Annotated in this window: 16 protein-coding genes; 11 read left to right on the forward strand and 5 right to left on the reverse strand. The window is 35.9% G+C overall.

Translation table 11 applies throughout. From position 1 onward, the window contains the following. Positions 1–226: 226 nt before the first annotated feature. Positions 227–1465: a lipid-A-disaccharide synthase gene (locus H6F47_RS21000; RefSeq protein ID WP_190347040.1), complete on the forward strand. Its 1239-nt coding sequence runs from the start codon at positions 227–229 to the stop codon at positions 1463–1465. A 616-nt stretch (positions 1466–2081) separates the two neighbouring features. Next, positions 2082–3578: a site-2 protease family protein gene (locus tag H6F47_RS21005; protein ID WP_096565488.1), complete on the forward strand. Its 1497-nt coding sequence runs from the start codon at positions 2082–2084 to the stop codon at positions 3576–3578. A 174-nt stretch (positions 3579–3752) separates the two neighbouring features. Here H6F47_RS21005 and H6F47_RS21010 read toward each other — a convergent pair whose 3' ends face one another. After that, the gene (locus H6F47_RS21010) at positions 3753–5486 is read right to left on the reverse strand and encodes a DUF3352 domain-containing protein (protein WP_190650838.1); all 1734 of its coding nucleotides are present in this window, start codon (positions 5484–5486) and stop codon (positions 3753–3755) included. A gap of 40 nt (positions 5487–5526) precedes the next feature. On the opposite strand from H6F47_RS21010, the gene H6F47_RS21015 reads away from it, so the two are divergent. The 5 genes from H6F47_RS21015 (at position 5527) to H6F47_RS21035 (ending at position 10043) form a co-directional block, all read left to right on the forward strand. Further along, on the forward strand, positions 5527–5874 hold the full coding sequence (locus H6F47_RS21015) for a rhodanese-like domain-containing protein (protein ID WP_190347038.1): 348 nt from the start codon (positions 5527–5529) through the stop codon (positions 5872–5874). Between the two features lie 611 nt (positions 5875–6485). Beyond that, positions 6486–7571: a heat-inducible transcriptional repressor HrcA gene (gene hrcA, locus H6F47_RS21020; RefSeq protein WP_190347037.1), complete on the forward strand. Its 1086-nt coding sequence runs from the start codon at positions 6486–6488 to the stop codon at positions 7569–7571. A gap of 21 nt (positions 7572–7592) precedes the next feature. After that, positions 7593–8252: a DUF2834 domain-containing protein gene (locus tag H6F47_RS21025; protein ID WP_137668068.1), complete on the forward strand. Its 660-nt coding sequence runs from the start codon at positions 7593–7595 to the stop codon at positions 8250–8252. Positions 8253–8342: 90 nt separating this feature from the next. Next, complete coding sequence (locus H6F47_RS21030; RefSeq protein ID WP_199291245.1) at positions 8343–9089, forward strand: L-histidine N(alpha)-methyltransferase; 747 nt, start codon at positions 8343–8345, stop codon at positions 9087–9089. A gap of 102 nt (positions 9090–9191) precedes the next feature. Further along, positions 9192–10043 carry a Uma2 family endonuclease gene (locus H6F47_RS21035; RefSeq protein WP_190650840.1) on the forward strand — a complete coding sequence of 284 codons (852 nt, stop codon included), beginning with the start codon at positions 9192–9194 and terminating at the stop codon, positions 10041–10043. A gap of 458 nt (positions 10044–10501) precedes the next feature. Here H6F47_RS21035 and H6F47_RS21040 read toward each other — a convergent pair whose 3' ends face one another. Further along, on the reverse strand, positions 10502–11671 hold the full coding sequence (locus H6F47_RS21040) for a heparan-alpha-glucosaminide N-acetyltransferase domain-containing protein (protein WP_190650842.1): 1170 nt from the start codon (positions 11669–11671) through the stop codon (positions 10502–10504). Between the two features lie 413 nt (positions 11672–12084). Here H6F47_RS21040 and H6F47_RS21045 point away from each other — a divergent pair, with 413 nt between their 5' ends. The 3 genes from H6F47_RS21045 (at position 12085) to H6F47_RS21055 (ending at position 16406) form a co-directional block, all read left to right on the forward strand. Further along, on the forward strand, positions 12085–13371 hold the full coding sequence (locus H6F47_RS21045) for an FAD-binding oxidoreductase (RefSeq protein ID WP_190650844.1): 1287 nt from the start codon (positions 12085–12087) through the stop codon (positions 13369–13371). 64 nt (positions 13372–13435) lie between these two features. Further along, positions 13436–14785, forward strand: coding sequence for a (Fe-S)-binding protein (locus tag H6F47_RS21050; protein WP_190650846.1), 1350 nt, complete (start codon positions 13436–13438; stop codon positions 14783–14785). A gap of 397 nt (positions 14786–15182) precedes the next feature. After that, positions 15183–16406 carry an acetate kinase gene (locus H6F47_RS21055; RefSeq protein ID WP_137668072.1) on the forward strand — a complete coding sequence of 408 codons (1224 nt, stop codon included), beginning with the start codon at positions 15183–15185 and terminating at the stop codon, positions 16404–16406. 16 nt (positions 16407–16422) lie between these two features. Here the strand turns inward: H6F47_RS21055 and H6F47_RS21060 are convergent, their stop codons facing one another. The 3 genes from H6F47_RS21060 to H6F47_RS21070 all read right to left on the reverse strand — a co-directional run bounded on the left by H6F47_RS21060 (position 16423) and on the right by H6F47_RS21070 (position 19066). Then, positions 16423–17355, reverse strand: a complete 933-nt coding sequence (locus H6F47_RS21060) for a hypothetical protein (protein WP_190347032.1) — start codon at positions 17353–17355, stop codon at positions 16423–16425. Between the two features lie 154 nt (positions 17356–17509). Beyond that, on the reverse strand, positions 17510–18346 hold the full coding sequence (locus H6F47_RS21065) for a hypothetical protein (protein ID WP_137668074.1): 837 nt from the start codon (positions 18344–18346) through the stop codon (positions 17510–17512). A gap of 243 nt (positions 18347–18589) precedes the next feature. Continuing rightward, positions 18590–19066, reverse strand: coding sequence for a hypothetical protein (locus H6F47_RS21070; RefSeq protein ID WP_190347031.1), 477 nt, complete (start codon positions 19064–19066; stop codon positions 18590–18592). Between the two features lie 233 nt (positions 19067–19299). Between H6F47_RS21070 and H6F47_RS21075 the strand changes: the two genes are divergently transcribed. Then, the gene (locus tag H6F47_RS21075) at positions 19300–20085 is read left to right on the forward strand and encodes a hypothetical protein (protein ID WP_187039297.1); all 786 of its coding nucleotides are present in this window, start codon (positions 19300–19302) and stop codon (positions 20083–20085) included. The last annotated feature ends 230 nt before the right edge of the window (positions 20086–20315 follow it).

The raw sequence follows: 20315 nt of genomic DNA on the forward strand, positions 1-20315 counted from the left end.
TGGTGACTGGTGACTGGTGACTGGTGACTGGTGACTGGTGACTGGTGACTGGTGACTGGTGACTGGTGACTGGTGACTGGTGACTGGTGACTGGGTAATCAATTTTATTTTTACCAATTACCAATTACCAATTACCAATTACCAATTACCAATTACCAATTACCAATTACCAATTACCAATTACCCATTACCAACCATAACAAATTAAATAACTATTCAAAAAAATATGATTGATATTCTCATTCTTTCCAATGGACCAGGGGAAGTTACAACTTGGGTGCGTCCTGTCGTTAAAGCATTAAGAGAACAATTAGGATATGATATTTCTCAAGTGCGGATTTCTGTGATTTTATCACCTTGTCCTCATGCTAGTGGTAGAGAAGTAAGTATAGCTAGTTCCTATCCAGAGGTAAATAGAGTGCAAGCACCTGAGCATTTTTGGCAGTTTTTATTAACAGGAAAAACAGCCGAAAATTGGGACTGGAGAAAAAAAGGTGTAGTTGTATTTTTGGGAGGAGATCAAATTTTTCCTGTCATCATTGGTAAAAAATTAGGATATAAAACCGTAGTTTATGCAGAATGGGAAGCACGTTGGCATAATTTTATAGACTGTTTTGGAGTGATGAAACCCCAAGTGATCAAAAATGTCTCACCTCAATATGCACATAAATTTACCGTTGTCGGTGATTTAATGTTAGAAGCTGCTAAACAAGATGATATCACATCAAAAAACCAAAATCCAAAATCTAAAATTGAATTGATTGGAATTTTACCAGGTTCAAAAAAAGCTAAGTTAACTCAAGGGGTACCTTTAACTTTAGCTATTGCTGAATATATTCACTCTAAAAAACCAGAAACAAAGTTTTTTATTCCTGTTGCACCAACTTTAGATTTACCAACATTAGCCAGTTTTGCAAATCCTGAAAAAAACGAATTTACTCAAGCTTTCGGTTTTAACGGTGCATCTTTAATAGATAATTCTCTGCAAACTTCTACAGGTTTAACAGTAGAATTAAAACAAGAAAACCCTGCTTATCATTTATTATCTCAATGTGCAATTTGTCTAACTACAGTAGGAGCAAATACCGCAGAATTAGGCGCTTTGGGAATACCAATGATTGTATTATTACCTACTCAACAATTAGATGCAATGCGTTCTTGGGATGGTTTACCAGGTTTATTAGCAAATTTACCGGGTTTAGGTTCTGGTTTTGCTAAATTAATTAATTGGTGGTTTCTGAGAAATAAAGGTTTATTAGCTTGGCCTAATATTTGGGCGCAAAGTGAAATTGTACCGGAATTAGTGGGAAAATTGCAACCGGACACTGTGGGAGAAATGGTTTTAGATTTGTTAGAAAATCCTGAAAAGTTAGCAGCAATTAAAGATAAATTACGCAGTGCTAGGGGTGAAGGTGGTGCTGCACAAAAGTTAGCAGGTTTAGTGAAGGACATTATTGTAAGATGATAAAATCCACATTCCGCACTTCAAAAAGTAGTATGATTTAACTTTTAATTCAAGGTGTGCAATCAGTTATCAAAAAGATAACCAATGAAATCGTCAAACCAGAGAGAATAACTAGGGTTTGCTGAAAAAGTTATCTGTGAAAGCTAGGTGACAGGTGGTTAGTTATGTTCAATTATTTTGAATATGCAATTTTATAAAATCTTCTCAAATCAGAGTTTTTTTTGGCAAATAGGTGAAAAAAATAATGCAATAAGCTTAGTTACATTTGAGTTTCTTTTTCAAAAATGCGATCGCTAAAATTTTACCTCATCCCTCAGCTAACATAACATATTGATATTTTTGATCTAGAAGAAAAACGCAATGTTTACGCCAATCAAAAAACTACCAACTTACTTGGTTATACACTGCCAGAAATTCAATCCAGAAATTCAATCAAGTGGAGAAACTTTAATACCCAGGATTTCTCATCCAGAAAATACCATAAACAATGATAGGAAAATAGCTGATAATATCATAAAATATTAAATTTGTCAATTTAGTTGAATATTCCCAAATAACAGCACTACATTATTTGGGTAGACTCCTATTTGCGTTATAGATTAGCAAAGGTTGAGCAATGTTAACTTCATCAGAAACTCCTATCATAGCGGCTGTAGTGCTAGTCGCTTTCGGCATTTTGGGTTGGGGCTTTTATCGTGCCAGACCTTTTGGTAAGCTGGGTATCTTAGCCTGGTTACAGTCTGTAGTATTAATGGCTCCCTGGCTGGTATTTTTTGGTTTGTTTGCTGCGGGCATTTATATCAATATAGCAGGTGTATTGTTATTGCTAGTGCTTTCCACAGGAATATACATCTTCTTAGGTAGACAATTACGCCAAGCTGGCCAAGATGCCATTATCAAAGCTAAGGCAACTGAAAGACTTGCCAACGAAGCTTTAGAAGCACAAACCACACCGGAAAATTCTGATCAACCTGTAGTGGTAGCAGAAGTAAAACTGGAAACCATCACCATCCCGGAAGAAGATTTAAATACCATCAAAGGTATTTTCGGTATTGATACATTTTTTGCCACAGAAACCATACCCTATCAAGAGGGAGCGATTTTTAAAGGTAACTTGCGGGGAGATGCAGAACAAGTTCACAACCGTCTCACCCAAAGATTGCAAGAGCGATTAGGTGATAAATATCGTCTTTTTTTAGTAGAAAATACAGATGGTAAACCAGTGATGATTGTGCTACCGAGTCGCACTGATCCTAAACCAATGCAGTTATCGCAAAAAGCATTTGCTGTAATTTTATTAGTAGCAACTATCGCCACCAGTTTGGAAGCTGCGGGTTTACTGCTGAATTTTGATTTATTTGCCAACCCATCAAGAGTTTCGGAAGCTTTACCCATAGGGTTGGGAATTTTTACAATTTTGATCGCTCACGAAATTGGACATTGGTTATTAGCACGTAAACACCAAGTCCGCCTAACTTGGCCTTTTTTCCTCCCAGCGGTGCAAATAGGCTCTTTTGGAGCAATTACCCGTTTTCAGTCTCTCTTACCCAACCGCAAAGCGTTATTTGATATTGCTTTAGCTGGTCCTGCTTTTGGCGGTATTATCTCTTTGATCATGTTGGTGACAGGGTTGTTACTTTCCCACCCTGGTAGTTTATTTCAATTACCCAATAAGTTTTTTCAAGGTTCAATTTTAGTCGGTAGTTTGGCGCGAGTTGTGCTAGGTTCGGCTTTACAAGCGCCTTTGGTGAATGTTCATCCTTTGGTGATAGTTGGTTGGTTAGGGTTGGTAATTACAGCTTTAAACCTGATGCCAGCCGGACAATTAGACGGGGGGCGTGTTGTTCAGGCAATTTATGGACGTAAAACCGCAGGAAGAGCGACAATTGCCACTTTAATCGTTTTAGCTTTGGTATCTCTGGGTAATACTTTGGCTTTTTATTGGGCAATAGTGATTTTCTTTTTACAACGAGATGCAGAACGCCCCAGTTTGAATGAAATTACTGAACCCGATGACGCAAGAGCCGCTTTAGGTCTTTTGGCTTTATTTTTAATGGTTAGCACCCTTTTACCATTAACTCCCGCTTTGGCTGGAAAGTTGGGAATAGGGTGATTGGTGATTGGCTTAACGGGTGACAAGGCGGTTGAAGATGAGATGTGGCAATTATTTGAGAAAATAAGGGGGGAGAAAAATCTCACAGGGGTAGGTTTTTAATATTAACTGTGATGAGATCACGCTCTTCTCCCAGATCCCCGACTTCTCAAAGAAGTCGGGGATCTAGCTTGTCTATTTTTCTAATTGGAAGAAGACTCCACCTTTGAGTGTTTCTGCTTCCTGTCCGTAACTACTGACTGTAAGCGATCGCAAATTGTCAAACAGTGGTTTACCCAACAATTCCACAAATTTAAGTAAGGGTTGTTGACTTTCTAGAAATTCTTGGCTTTTTTTCCAATCAATATATATATAGCCTTGGTTTGGTTGAGGTAAGTTAGCAATACTATCCTGAAAGTTGGAATTTTCCATCAGGGTATGTTCTTGATGGGTAATAATTTTTTCCATCAATGCTAAGTCAGAGGTAATAATTTCATAATTATCAATGCTTGTATGCGCCCCTTTAACTTTTGCTTCAATGTTGACAGATGAATTTTCAGGAATAGCTTTTAACTCTGTCCAAACGGCAATTTTTTGATTGTTTAAAATCAAAGAACTAACATTAAATTCGTTGTTTGTGGCAATGTTATCTAATTTCGCTATACCTTGTTCTAACTGCGGTGTTTTTTCTACTACAAACACCCAATTGGGATTTATATTTTTATCTTGATTTGCCTCTTGATTTGGTAAAATTGCTAAGGCATATTCTCCACTTACCCAACTAAAAATATCCTCTTTCCAGTTTATATCCCAGCTTTTTTGTACATCTATTAAAGGTTGCATCCATCTGGCAATAGCTTCTTGAGAAGAACCATAAATAGTTGCTGTTGCTTGTTGCCAAAGTTTATCTAAGTTGCTATTGGGTAAATTACTCAAATTTGCGCCAGCAATTGCTAAACCTGCTGACTCTGGAATATACTTTAAGGCATCCACAGGTTTAGATAATGGTGTAGATACAGAAGCAACTTTTGAACTAGGTAAATTTGATCTAGATAAAAATGTGCTTTCTGCCAGCATACCTTGAGATTTTAAAACTAAAGAAAGAATTTGACTCTTATAAGTTGATTCTGCTAATTCTAAACCTTGCCATTTTGCCAATGTGGGTAATTTTAAGAAAGCTACAGCTACAGCATTTGTTGGTAATTCTTTTACAGCTTTTTGATATTCAGAATCACTACTTAAATTCAAATTTGGTGCTTGAATATTATTAATAGCTTCTTTGACAACTTTCAGATCATTAGCAAATAAAACAAAGTCATCAATAACCGCACCAGCTAAGGAATTTTGGATTTTGGATTTGGTATTTTGGCTTTTTTTGGATGTTATTATTTCTGGTGTATCATACAGTAATTTGACACCTTTATATTGTTCTACTTCTAAATTTGTTCCTGCTAAAGTTCGTCGAGAAAATAACAGTTCAACAAACTCACGGCTTTTTTCTGGGTTGTTTGTAGCTAGTGCCATCAAATACCCTGGTTGTAACCCATTTTCTGGATCACGATCAATATCTTCACTGGTAACAGCTAAGGTAATTTCATTACTTAGCCAAGGTTTGATATCATCCTTGAAATTTATGTTAGTTTTTGCTAATAAACTATTTTTGATTTGGGAAATTTCCCCTTTTTTTTCTATTGACTGCAAACCTTCAGGATTGACTAATAAAGACACCATTGCAGGTGCTACATTAGATACAAATATAGCCGCCCCTGGTTGAGATATGGGAGTATTTAATTTTACTGGACTTTTGAATAAAAACCAGTAAAAGCCAGTAATAGCAAGTAATACAGCAACTACACCAGCTACTATAAACCTAAAAGATAAACGTTGATTATTCACATTCAACCTATTTTCTCGCTTTTCTGTCACCATGAATAGTATGACAAATATTAGGATTGTTTAGAGAAACTGCATGACTGGTCAATCTTTTACTGAAATTAAGGTTAAAGAACTAGCGGAACGTTTAGCAAATGCTGATTCTGGTTTACAGTTAATAGATGTGCGTGAACCACAAGAAGTAGCGATCGCCAAAATTGATGGTTTTGTCAATCTTCCTTTGAGTGAATATGAGCAATGGAACGGGGAAATTTCCACCCGTTTTGATGCCCATGCGGAAACCCTGGTATTATGCCATCACGGTATGCGTTCTGCTCAGATGTGTCAGTGGTTAGTTTCTCAAGGATTTACTAACGTTAAAAATATTATAGGTGGTATTGATGCCTATTCTATTTTAGTTGATCCTGTAATTCCAAGGTATTAGGGACTGGGGACTGGGGACCTCACAGGGGTAGGTTTTTAATATTATCTGTTGAGGCAGGACCACCGAAGACAAGGAGGTATTGTAGACAAGGAAGATTTTATACAAAACAAGGTCTGTTTAGCCTCAGTTTTTGTTACTAATTGTACATTATTTGTACGTATTTCCTCCCTTGTCACCTTGTCTGCCTTGTCCTCCAAGTCTTGCCCTCACGACAATGTAAAATACCTAACCTTGTGAGGGACTGGGGACTGGGGACTGGGGACTGGGTAATCAATTTTATTTTTCCCAATCACCAATTACCAATCACCAATAGTTAGCAATGCAACTGAAGCTAAATCTAACTTTTGTAGCTAAAAATACAGCTTGATTAAGAAATCATATAAGATAATATGATAAATAGATGAGAATTTAGCCTGTTTTATGATATGAGCTATGCTGTATTAATAATTACAATAGAAAATAAGTTCTCACGGGAAGCTTTGCACTTAACTAATATAGTATAAATATATAATTTAGCATCTTGTTTTGATTAATAATCAATCTTTTTTACTGTTTCATTAACAAAATTTTTCAACCTTTGCTTAAAATTTGCCTTCAGTAAAACATATTCTATGCAATTCCAGCTGACAAATCGCCAACAACATATACTTTGGGCAACTGTACGCCATTATATCGCCACTGCTGAACCAGTTGGCTCTAAAGCTTTAATTGAGGAATTTGATCTTGGTGTCAGTTCCGCTACTATCCGCAATGTTATGGGTGTTTTGGAAAAGTCGGGGTTACTTTACCAACCACACACTTCTGCGGGGCGTGTACCTTCTGATTCGGGTTATCGTATATATGTTGATAGGTTGATGAAACCGTCGGCAGCTTTAGCTAAAGAGGTTGAATCTACTTTACAACAGCGTCTACATTGGGATGATTGGAGTTTAGAAGCTTTACTACAAGGTGCGGCGCAAATTTTGGCAACATTAAGCGGCTGTATTACGTTGATAACTATGCCACAACCCAATATAGTACAATTAAGACATTTACAGCTTCTACAAGTTGAAGATGGGAAAGTTATGCTGATTGTGGTAACGGATAGTTATGAAACCCATTCCAAGGTAATGGATCTGTTTACAAGAGAGTCAGCAACTAAACCTGATCCAGAAACAATTGATCGAGAATTACAAATAGTTTCTAACTTTTTAAATAGTCATCTGCGTGGTTTTACACTCTTGGAATTAGCCCAGCTTGACTGGAGTGAGTTAGATCAAGAGTTTCAACGTTATGGGGAATTTTTGAAAAGTTCATTGACAGAATTACTCCGTCGTGCTGTTGCACCTTCAGCCACACAAATCATGGTGCGGGGTGTGGGTGAGGTGTTGCGTCAACCGGAGTTTGCCCAAGTGCAGCAGGTACAAACGATTATGCACTTATTGGAAGAAGAACAAGAGCAGTTATGGCGGTTAATATGTGAGGAATCGGAAATAGAGGAAACGGGTAAACCCAAGGTGACGGTGCGGATAGGTACGGAAAATCCCTTAGAACCCATTAGAACCTGTTCTTTGATATCTTCTAGTTATCGTCGGGGTACTGTACCCGTGGGAAGTATAGGTGTTTTGGGACCAACTCGGTTAGACTATGAAAATGCGATCGCTGTAGTAGCAGCAGCAGCAGAATATCTTTCAGAAGCTTTTAGTCAAACTGCGTAAACTGTCTAAACTCGGTAAATCATGTTGAGAAAAATCTCTTTTGGTTTAATATGGCTAGGATTTATTTCCTACGCCTTTTTATTTGCACCTCCTGATAATTTCCCAGAAAGTTTAGAGTTAATCACCAATCTTTCTACAGGAAACTGGGAAGGTATTAATCCTGCGATTATTGCCTTATTTAATATTATGGGAATATGGCCATTAATTTACAGTGCAGTGTTATTTATTGATGGCAGAAGGCAAAAAATACCAGCTTGGCCTTTTGCTACAGTTTCCTTTGGGCTTGGTGCTTTTGCACTTTTACCATATCTAGCTTTAAGAGAACCAAATCAAGAATTTACAGGTAATAAAAATTTGTTTCTGAAAATCTTTGATTCTCGCATCACAGGAATTTTATTAATGTTAGGTGCGGTGGTTTTATTTGCTTATGGTTTACAAGGAAATTGGAGTGATTTTATCCAACAATGGCAAACTAGCAGATTTATTAATGTAATGAGTTTAGATTTTTGTATGTTGAGTCTATTATTTCCTGCTTTGTTAGGGGATGATATGACGCGACGGGGTTGGAAGGATAATCAATTATTTTGGTTATTTGCTTTAGTTCCCTTTTTTGGGGCGTTGATTTATTTGTGTGTCAGGCCACCATTAAATGAACAAAAACAAGATTACCAAATGATTTGATGCATCAGGAAATAAGTAACTTTCCACTATCACACCAAACCTGATAAAATGTTTTCAATCTAAAAATAAAAATATCTGGAATTTAAAACAATGACAGAGCAGATAAAATTGGAAATGATTCAAGAAGAAAATCTCTTAACAGCAGAGTTTTTTAACCAGCAATGGCAAATTTACCAGAAAGTGTTAAAAAACAATTACATGGGACATCGAGAAATATATAATGTACTCCATGAATTATTAGTTAAACACTGGCAAAAACCGTTTACTCTGCTTGACTTGGGATGTGGAGATGGGAGTTTCACCACTCAAGCTTTATTAAATACTCAAATTGCTGAATATACAGGAATAGATGTATCTGTTCCCGCAATAGAAGATGCGAAAAAAAATATTGCTGTTACTGGTTGTCAGGGAAATTTTATCATAGGCGATTGTTGGCAATTAACGAATGAGTTAGCGCAAAATGAACCAAATAAATTTGATGTTGTGTTTACATCTTTTGCGCTCCACCATTTGCAATTAGAAGAGAAAGAAGATGTAATAAAAAATATCAAAAATCTGCTCAAATCAGGGGGAATTTTCATTTTAATTGATGTAGTTCGTCAAGAAAATGAAGATAGAGATAGTTATGTTAAACGTTATTTAGGGAATGTGAAAAAAGATTGGACTTTAATAACTCCTCAAGAGTATAAAATGGTCGATAGTCATATTTCATCTAGGGATTTTCCGGAAACTCAATCTAATCTAAAAAGTATTTCTGAAAAAGTCGGTTTTAGTAATTTTGAATGTGTTTATCGTGATGACTTGGATACAACACAATTGTTGTGTTTTTACCTATAAAAGCGATATTGTTGTTCTTCTGAAAATCTCCAGAAATCTTCAAATACCATATTATCGTGCTACATAATAGAGATCAAAGTTGTATCTTTAGGAATACCAATAATGTATCAAACAGATCCACCACTTTCCCCTAAAGAAACATTACCAACAATGTATGATCTTCCTAGCGAAGACCCGGAGGAGAAAGGTTTGCCAGATCAATTTCATTTACTACAACCACAATTATTAGCAGACACATTTCGCCCCCCTAACTATCCTAGCAACCAAATTTTTACAGCTAGTGATATGAATTTATATTACGATGGTCGTCATCCATTGTGGCATAAACGCCCAGATTGGTTTGCGGTTGTTGGTGTTTCTTCTCTGTATGAAGAAAGAGATTTAAGATTAAGTTATGTAGTTTGGCAAGAATTTGTAAATCCTTATATTGTGATTGAATTATTATCACCAGGAACAGAAAAAGAAGATTTAGGTCAAACTTTGCGAGATGTGGAAAAACCCCCAACTAAGTGGGAAGTTTATGAGCAAATTTTAAGAGTTCCTTATTACGCAATTTTTGATCGTTATCAATCTGAATTTAGAATGTTTGAGTTAAAGGGCGCTCATTATACTGAAGTGAATTTATCAGATTTACGTTTTTGGATTCCTGATTTAGAATTAGGTTTGGGAGTTTGGCAGGGCAGTTACAAAAATGTTAATATGCCTTGGTTACGTTGGTATGATCAAGATGGTAATTGGGTGTTAACTCCTGTGCAAGAAGAACGCGAAAAAGTTGAACAGGAACGCCAGAAAGCTGAACAAGAGCGACAGAAAGCTGAACAAGAGCGACAGAAAGCTGAACAGGAACGACAAAAAGCTGAACAGGAACGCCAGAAAGCTGAACAAGAACGACAGAAAACAGAAAAATTAATTGCCCAACTACGTGCGCTTGGTGTTGAACCTGAATTAGATTAAATCACAGAATTGATGATGTTTGTTTACCACATTTTATAAATGTGGTTTTTTTATGTTTTTAGGAACTTCCAAACAATAAATTAGGGGTTGCTGAGAAAGTCTTTCCGTGAGGGCATAGGAGTCAGGAGTCAGGAGTCAGGAGTCAGGAGGAGATTGGAAAATTTCTTTGCCATCTCTTGAAATCCCAAAAAATGCACACTTTTTCCGGTATACCCTTCAAAACCCTTGCACTAATTTCTGTGTTTATCAGCCTCTAACCTTTGATATATCAAGGTTTTAGGTTTATTCAGCAAACCCTAAATTATCCAATCTTGTGGGATGGGCTTCTAGCCCATCCGGGTTGAAGGGCAGGCAAGACTTGTACTGAGCGTGTCGAAGTATACCTACCCCACAAAAATTAATTGAATATTTTTTTATCTGGAAGTCCCTTAGTGTTTAATAGCAAAATTCATGAACAACTAAATTTTCAGAAACCAACGCCGACGATACATAAAATAAAGCACTAACCACCATAATAAAAGATTAGTGATAGCAAATAATAATGAACCATTCATATTTCCCGCCCAAGCACTAAACAAATTATCATAAATCCAGGTTTTTGTAGCTACTGCATCTTTACCACTACCTACAGAAGTTTTAACTAAAATTCTGCCCACAACCCCAGACCCAACAAAGAGAAAAATGGCATTTAAACCCATCACTTCCCAAGGAAAACCCCATTTTTTTAAACCCCGAACTTCCACCACTTCATAACACAAAGCTAATACTAATAAAGCCCAACCAGCAGTATAAACTACATAAGAACTCGTCCACAAAGATTTATTAATCGGAAATACAAAACCCCATAATATCCCAATAATTAAACACCCCAAACCCCAAATTACTAAATTAACACTCGTCCTAGTTTTAACCTGCTGTTTTTGCAACCATGAACCAGTAAAATAACCAATTAAAACTGTTACCAATGCGGGAATAGTGCTAAATAAACCTTCAGGATCAAATGGTCCACTTTGATAAAGATGTTGACTTCCTAAAATCATCCGATCAATATAACCAGCAAAATTTCCTTCAGCAGATAAATTACCCGCACCAAAACCAGGAACAGGAATTAATTGCATTGCAACCCAATAACCTAAAAGCGATATTCCTGAAAATATCCATAAACCACGTTGGGAAAGTTGTAAAACCACAAAAGCAGCAATTACATAAGTTAAACTGATACGCTGCAACACCCCCATAATTCTAATTTTACTTAAATCAATGGGTATTCCTTTTAAAGTAAAATCGAGAAAAAAAGTAAACAAAGTCAAAAATAAACCCAAAGCAAATAACACCAAACCTCGGCGAATTATTCGCAAATAAACTTGACTAGTGGGACGGTTTTCTGGTGTGTTTTCTCGTGTATATTTAGCAAAAGAAAAAGGCATTGCTACACCAACAATAAATAAAAAGAAAGGGAAAATTAAATCTGTGGGTGTGCAACCATGCCATTTTGCGTGTTCTAATGGTGGGTAGATGTAACTCCAACTACCAGGATTATTAACTAAAATCATAGAGGCGATCGCAATTCCCCGAAATACATCCAGAGAAACAAGACGCGGAAACGAATTTTTAATTACTGTTGACACAAAAAAATTCCCATCACCATCACTTAGATATTAAGGATAATACATTTTTTTAGAACTTATCAAAGCAAAAATTTTTCCTGTCATCCCAATTCTTAACAAATAACCGTAGCAACACCAAAAACTCTCTTCTTCCTTCTTCCCTTCGTGTCCTACCCTTCGGGAACACCTTCGGTGAACGTACCTTCGTGGTTCGTTCATTTCACGTCTTGACCTCAAGCAAAAAATAAACTTACACATTTGGGATACTCCCGAATCAAACAATTATCAATTGTCAATTCTCAATTATCAATTGATCAGTTGGGTATTTGCACAAAATCAAAAATTCCTAAAGATTAATTTACCAATTTTCCTCTGGTGTATGATTTTTGTTAAATTAACCAGTACATTAATAAGGAGGATAGGAAAACAAACCAATGAATGCGATCGCCTCTACCATAGCATCTATTATCAACACAGAAAACGCTGTCTTCCCTTGGGAAAATCTCGCACCCAGTCAGCAACAACGTATTCAAGCAGCGATAAACCCCAAAACCCATCCCAGTTGTATCGTTTATCCCCACACTCAAGAACAACTGGCCGCAGTCATGTCCGCTGCAAACAGCAATAAATGGTCCGTTCTCCCCTGCGGTAGTGCAAGTAAACTTCATTGGGGTGGTTTAAGTAAAAATATTGATATTGTCGTCAGTACAGAACGTATTAACAGACTCATAGAACACGCGGTAGGTGATCTAACTGTCACCGTAGAAGCAGGAATAAAATTTGGCGAACTTCAAGAAATTTTAGCCAAATATCGGCAAAATTTAGCTCTTGACCCTGCTTTTTCTGCTTTTGCTACCATTGGTGGTATTATTGCTACTGCTGATACAGGTTCTCTACGTCAACGTTATGGCGGTGTGCGTGACCAACTTTTAGGTATAACTTTTATCCGCGCTGATGGACAAATTGCCAAAGCAGGGGGAAGGGTAGTAAAAAATGTTGCTGGTTACGACTTGATGAAATTGTTTACCGGTGCTTACGGTACATTAGGAATTATCAGTCAAGCCACTTTTCGAGTTTATCCTTTACCAGAAACATCGGGAACTGTAATATTAACTGGTAAAGCTGAAGCGATATCCCAAGCTGCTACAATTCTTCAAGGTTCTGAGTTAACACCAACTCAAGCAGATTTAATATCCAGTCAATTAGTTTCTGATTTAAATTTAGGTAGCGGAATAGGTTTAATTGTCCGGTTTCAAAGTATTAGCGAAAGTGTGAAGGAACAGTCTAACAGACTTTTGGCAATTGGTCAAAAATTAGGTTTAAATGGGGCAATTTATTCAGCCGAAAATGAGGCTAATTTATGGCAACAATTACCAGAAACAATACATAATTATGGTAATAATTCAGAAATTACTGCCAAAATAGGAGTATTACCAACTGCTGCGGTGGAGGTGATTAATCAAATTAATTTCGGGTTGATTCATCTCAATAGCGGTTTGGGTTTGGTGCGGTTAGAAAATCAAAATCAGGTTTTGAACGTGCGTGATTTCTGTCAATCTAATTCTGGTTTTTTAAGTGTTTTATCTGCACCTTTTGAAATAAAAGAAAAGTTGGATATCTGGGGTTATAATGGTAATGGTTTGGATATGATGCAGCGAATTAAGAAACAGTTTGATGGGAATTATATTTTAAGTCCTGGTCGGTTTGTTGGTGGGATTTAAGGTTTAAGAATAACGAACCGCAAAGTACGCAAAGTACGCAAAGTTAAGAGGGGAAGAAAGAGTCATGCAAGTTTCGGAAAGTTCGGTGAATAAGACTGCTAGTGTTAAGAATTTACAGGGTTTTGATCCTAGTCATCCTCCTGATCCTAAGTTGATTGATAGTTGTGTTCATTGTGGGTTTTGTCTTTCTACCTGTCCTAGTTATCGGGTAATCGGAAAGGAGATGGATTCACCCAGGGGTAGAATCTATTTAATGGATGCTATTAATGAGGGGGAAATTGCTTTAAATACTGCTACTGTTCAACATTTTGATTCTTGTTTGGGTTGTCTTGCTTGTGTGTCAACTTGTCCTTCTGGTGTGCAGTATGATAAGTTGATTTCCGCAACTCGTCATCAGGTGGAAAGAAATTATAACCGCAGTTTTTCTGATAAGTTAATCCGTCAATTGATTTTTTCTCTGTTTCCTAATCCTGATGTTTTAAGAATTTTACTTTTCCCTTTATTTGTTTATCAAAAGTTGGGGGTTTCTCAGTTATTACGCGCTACTGGGTTAATGAAAAAAATCTCTCCCCGGTTAGCTGCTATGGAGTCTATTTTACCGGAAATTACTGTTAAGTCTTTTCAGGATAATTTACCCGATATCATTCCTGCAAAGGGTGAAAAAAGATATCGTGTTGGTGTAATTTTGGGATGTGTACAACGTTTGTTTTTCTCTCCGGTAAATGAAGCAACAGTGAGGGTTTTAACTGCGAATGGTTGTGAAGTTGTAATTCCTAAATCTCAAGGTTGTTGTGCTGCACTTCCTGAACATCAAGGACAAACTGAACAAGCAAAAGCTTTAGCAAGACAAATGATTGATAGTTTTGCTGATACAAATGTCGATTTTGTGATTATTAATGCTGCTGGTTGTGGTCATACTTTAAAAGAATATGGTCATATTTTAGCTGATGATCCAGAATATGCCCAAAGAGCTAAAGCATTTGCAGCAAAAGTAAAAGATGCACAGGAATTTTTAGCAAATGTGGGTTTAACTGCGGAACTTTCACCTTTAACAGATAAACCTTTAACTTTAGTTTATCAAGATGCTTGTCATTTATTACATGGTCAAAAAATTAGTGTTCAACCCCGTCAGTTATTAAGAAAAATTCCTGGAGTCACCTTAAAAGAACCCATAGATGCAGCTTTGTGTTGTGGTAGTGCAGGTATTTATAATCTGCTACAACCAGAAGTTGCTGAAGAATTAGGTGAACAAAAAGCCCAGAATTTAATCAATACTGGTGCTGATTTAATTGCTTCCCCTAACCCAGGTTGTAGTTTACAAATTAGTAAATATTTGCAGGGTAAAAATATTTCTTTGATGCACCCGATGGAATTATTAGATTATTCTATTCGCGGAGAAAAACTAGAATTGTAAAACTTCAGATCCCCGAATCTTGGGGATCTTATTCCTAGATAGGAAAAATAACCACAGCAACACTAAAAAATCTCTTAAACTCTCTTACCTTTGTGTTCTTTGCGCCCTTTGCGGTTCAATCATATCAAATTTACACATTTAAGATGCTACCCAAAAATCACTATTTCATCATCTACCCCTACTCAAACATTCTGACTCCTGTACGGGCGAAGCATTTGGGTGTTCAATTCTCGATTTTTCCCTAATATTTCTGTCCGAATGCTTCGCCCCTACTGACTCCTAAATTTTTCAAATGTGCTTATTTTCAAACACTAATTTCATCTACTCGGTAGCAGATTTTCAAAAGCAATTGTAAAATCATGACAGCATCAGACCAGGTTATGTTTCCCATTATCCTATGAAGATTCTAGTCTTAAATGCCGGATCTAGTAGCCAAAAAAGTTGTTTGTATGACATTACAGATGCAACTCTTCCCCAAGAAGCACCAAAACCTCTTTGGGAAGGGAAAGTTAACTGGACTCAAGACCGTGGTGTGGCTGAAATTGAGGTAAAAACCGCCACTGGTGAAACACTGCAAGAATCTATTTATGGTGACTCCCGCAAAGCCCATGTAGCATATATGCTGTATACTCTTACTCGTAGTGCTACCAAGGTACTGAGTAATTTATCAGAAATTGATGTGGTGGGACATCGTGTGGTACATGGTGGCTTAAATTACCGCAATAGTGTTATAATTAATGAGGATGTTAAACAGGCGATCGCTAATCTTTCAACCCTTGCCCCAGCCCATAACCCAGCGGCTTTGGAAGGTATAGAAGCCATTGAGCAAAGCTTGGGAGATGTTAAACAAGTGGCAGTATTTGATACAGGTTTTCATAGCACCTTACCGGATGCTGCTGCCGTCTATCCCGGTCCTTATGATTGGGTAGAGAAAGGTATCCGTCGCTACGGCTTTCATGGTATCAGTCACCAATACTGTGCGAACCGTGCAGCGCAAATTCTTGGTCGAGATTTGACAGACCTGCGTTTAATCACTTGCCATTTAGGTAACGGTTGCTCTTTAGCTGCAATTAAAGAAGGTCGCAGTATTGATACCACTATGGGATTTACACCTTTAGATGGTTTGATGATGGGAAGTCGTTGCGGTTCAATTGATCCAGGAATTTTAATCTATCTATTGCGTCAGTCTGATTACTCAGCAGAAAGCTTAGATTATGTTTTAAATAAAGCTTCTGGTCTACGGGGAATTTCGGGTGTTTCCAGTGATTTACCTCAAGTTCTGGCAGCAATTGAACAAGGTAACTATCGTGCTAAACTAGCTTGGGATATTTACGTACATCGGTTACGGACTGGTATCGGTTCGATGTTGGCTAGTTTGGGTGGTTTAGATGCGTTAGTATTTACCGCTGGAGCAGGTGAAAAATCGCCATTAATCAGACAAGCAGCTTGTGAAGCGTGGGAATTTTTAGGATTGAAAATAGACTCGGAGAAAAATAAACAACAACCAATTGATGTAGATATTGCTACACTTGATTCTAATGTGCGAGTATTAGTTATACACACACAAGAAGATTGGGCGATCGCTCAACAATGTTGGCAGTTATGTCAAATTAAACAGTAAAAATGTTGAATCTAATTTAATTAAGGATTATCTTCAAGAGAATTTTACCAAGTTTTGGTAGTAACCACTTGAGCAAATGTGGTATCAACACTATTAAAACTAAATTTCCCAAAAATATAACTGGAACATCTGAAAAACTACTTACATTAACAAATAAATTAGTGATCAACCAGACTAACCAATTGATAAGCTCTTGATTTTTTTTTCTCCCTATATATTTTTTCAGTTCATTGACAATAAATAGATTCAGTATAGCTAATAGCAAAAATAGGATTATCCAGACTAATATTAATATAAAAAATTGCCATCCTGTGATCGCAGCTACTTTCCAAATAATCAAACTTGCAGGAAGAATTGCATATATAAACCAATATACAGAATTTAAATTACTTCTGAGACGCTTTATTATTTGTTCCGTTAGCCAATAATGAGCAGAGACAATTCTTAAACAATCTGCATTTTCTAGGAAATCATAACGAATCTTGTGGATAATATCACCATCAAATAACACAGTAGTTTGCAAAATAATATTAATTTTTTGATCTGCCCTTGATTGATAATAAGAATTAAAGGTGAACCCTGATAGAGAAATAATCTTTGTTTGTGGATTTTTATTAGTCAGTAATTGCCAGATTTGAGCTAAAAACAAATAAACAAGAAAATAAACTTTGGGATTTTTATAATTAACCTGGTTTTTATTTGGCTCAATTACATTCTCAGTCACAAAAGTATAGTACCATAAAGGTAATACCAACCCTGAAGGAATATAAAGAGATAAACCCTGGATTTGCGCTTTTTCAATTTGCTCTATAATTGAATTATTCAAATAAAAACTATACTCTCCTTCATCAACTTTAAATTCCACAAAACTACTGCCCGGAGGAACTTGCAAAGAAAATGAAAAACTATGATTACTATATGCTTTATTGATTTTTTGTTTAAATTTCATAACACCCTAAGTACCCTGCAAATATATCTTGATATCTTGATTAAATTTATCTTGATTTATCATTAAAGTAGCCAAAATAGTTTTATAGTGCGTCAAACGAGGAATTTACATCTGGTTTTATTGACGCACTTTCTGATTAATTTTAGTGAAAAATCTAAATTTTACCAGAAGATAAACCAGCAATATTTTTGACAAAATTAATCAGAAATTCGATGGTTTCACGCCATTGTTTTTCACCAGACACTACACCATCATTATGAATTTTCATAACTATATCTTGATCGGTTTCTTTTAAATTAAATAAATCACGATGATAACGGGTAATAATATCACCGTCTAATTGCATTATCGTTTGAGCATAAATCGTATCTACTTGATCACTTGTGATATCACCACCATCTAATGCTGCTTTTAGTTCCGAAACTTTACGCAAAGTCAACACAAATTTATCATTACTCAAAATTTTTGAGATTTTCTGATAATTATCTACATTATTTTCATGATCTCCAAAAGGAGAAGGTAACATTGACTTTGATTCTTTTTTTCCATCTGCATTTAATCTATTTTCATCTATATATCGCAGACGTTTATTATATATATCTATGACTGCACCATCTGGTTTTCCAGATTCTTTATATTCTAGCTCTTGCTCTAAAAGTATGTAAATATATTCTCTTTCAAGTTGTAAAAATATATTGATATAACGTTCCTGCAAATCTAGAACAATCTGTTTATCTGTAAAATAATTTGGATCACTTATAGCATAAATATTGTAATATGCTTGCCAAGGATTAAACTTAGAACCGCTAATATTACTCACAACTATCGTGTTTACTTCTAAAGTTGTAATGTCTTTCACCAAGACATTGACTGAATCAACAAATTTATTTAGTAAATCTTTGGCTTTGTTTACCGTGCCAAGATTGGTAATATTTTGATTATCTTGAGATTTAGATTCCAAAGCTTTTTGATTTTGAATTTTAGCAAACATGATAACAACCTTATTAACAAATTTTCTACATGAGCATGAATTTGATGCTTGAAGCGATACAAGCAATATGCTTCTCCTGATTGAGACTTTATTTAGATTTAGATATAGTGAGAAGATTTGCAATCATAGATTTTTCATTGTTATATAAAAACTGAAATTTAAATTTCCTAGATATAAAAAGGTAGATTTAAAACGGACTGAGAATATTTTTTAAATCTGCCCCTTTCACTATCAACCAACTAATTAAGGACGTTTTGATGGTTGTGAATTTTGATTGTTTTGACTATGTTTAAGCATAGCCATCAAAATTTCATATAACTTTTGGATACTTTCTATATTTTTTTGAATTATTTCCCGACTTTCTTTCACTTGGCTTAAATGAAATTCCCTCAGTTCTGCATAGGGACCATCACCAATAAATTTACTACCTACTTCATTTTTGATATCACCATCAATCAAATTGATGCGCGTCAACAATTTATTTTCTGGTTTAGCAGTTTGTGACTCATCCGTAAATGATGAAGAAGCATCAAAAACAGAAGTTTCAATTTCTAATTCGACTACATCGGCTATGGCGGTTTTCATGATGTCAACTATATCATTGAAACTCACACCATTTTTTTTGAAATCCAGATTATTTAGCTGTTTTTGGAATTTATTTGGTTTTTCAGAACCTTCTGCATGAATTTGCAAGTCTTCTGCTAACTTTGTTTCAGCCATAATAGCTATGTATATGTATATGTACAGGGTTAAAGTTGTATCAAAATCTTATTGTTGGTTATATTGGTTTTTTTTTCTAGTGTTTGTTTAATAAACTTAACTTTAATATAAGTATTTTAACGTAAATGTAAGTTTATATTAAACATTTCCTATTGTAAATCTGTTACGAACTTGTTGCAAAGCCTGGTAAAATATACAGTCAGGTAAATTTGCTGATAAAGCTAAGAAAAATTATGTTGTTATCTCGTGAATTTATTATTACGCCCTTAGTAGCTTGTTTCTGCATCTTAGGAATTAGTTTAAGTCAATTTCCGAGATTGCAAGAACTTATCAACAGCGAACAATCTATGTCTGTGGAAGCTTTGGAAAAAGAACAACAAAAAGAAGCTTTACGTTTGAGTTTACTGCAACAAATACCCACTTTTGGTTATGATAACCTCATTTCTAATTGGGTATATATTGACTTTTTGCAATACTTTGGTGATGATCCCGTTAGAGATAAAATAGGTTATAGTTTAAGTCCAGAATTTTTTGCAATCATCCTTAAACATGATCCGAAATTTAGAGAAGCTTATCTTGGTCTTTCTGTTAGTAGTTCTTTATATGCAGGTATGCCAGAAAGAGCTATTACATTAATGGATAAAAGTTTAAAATCCCTATCTCCTAAAATCCCAGAAAAATCTTACTATATCTGGCGTTATAAAGGCACAGATGAGTTATTATTTTTAGGTGACTCCCAAGCCGCAAGTAAGTCTTTTCTCAAAGCGGCAGAATGGGCTAGTGAATACGATGATCAAGACAGTAAAAATGTAGTTTCTCTGTCCCAATCTACTGCTAAATTTTTAGAAAGAAACCCTGATAGTAAGTATGCTAGAATTGCCAGTTGGAGCATGGTTTTACAAAATAACGTAGATGAAAAAACCCGCAACCGTGCAATTCAAGAAATTGAAAATTTAGGTGGTAAAATAGTGATTAATAATCAAGGATTACCAACTGTAACTTTCCCAGAAAAAGATTAAGGTAATTGATAATTGATAATTGATAATTGATGATTGATGATTGATGATTGGTAATTGATAATTGATAATTGATAATTGATAATTGATGATTGATGATTGGTAAAAATAAAATTGATTACCCAATCCCCAATCCCCAATCCCCAGTCCCCAGTCCCCAGCGATGCACTGAGCTTGTCGAAGTGTCCCCAGTCCCCAGTCCCCAGTCCCCAGTCCCCAGTCCCCAGTCCCCA

The organism is Sphaerospermopsis sp. FACHB-1094, from assembly GCF_014696195.1.
Lineage (GTDB): Bacteria > Cyanobacteriota > Cyanobacteriia > Cyanobacteriales > Nostocaceae > Sphaerospermopsis > Sphaerospermopsis kisseleviana.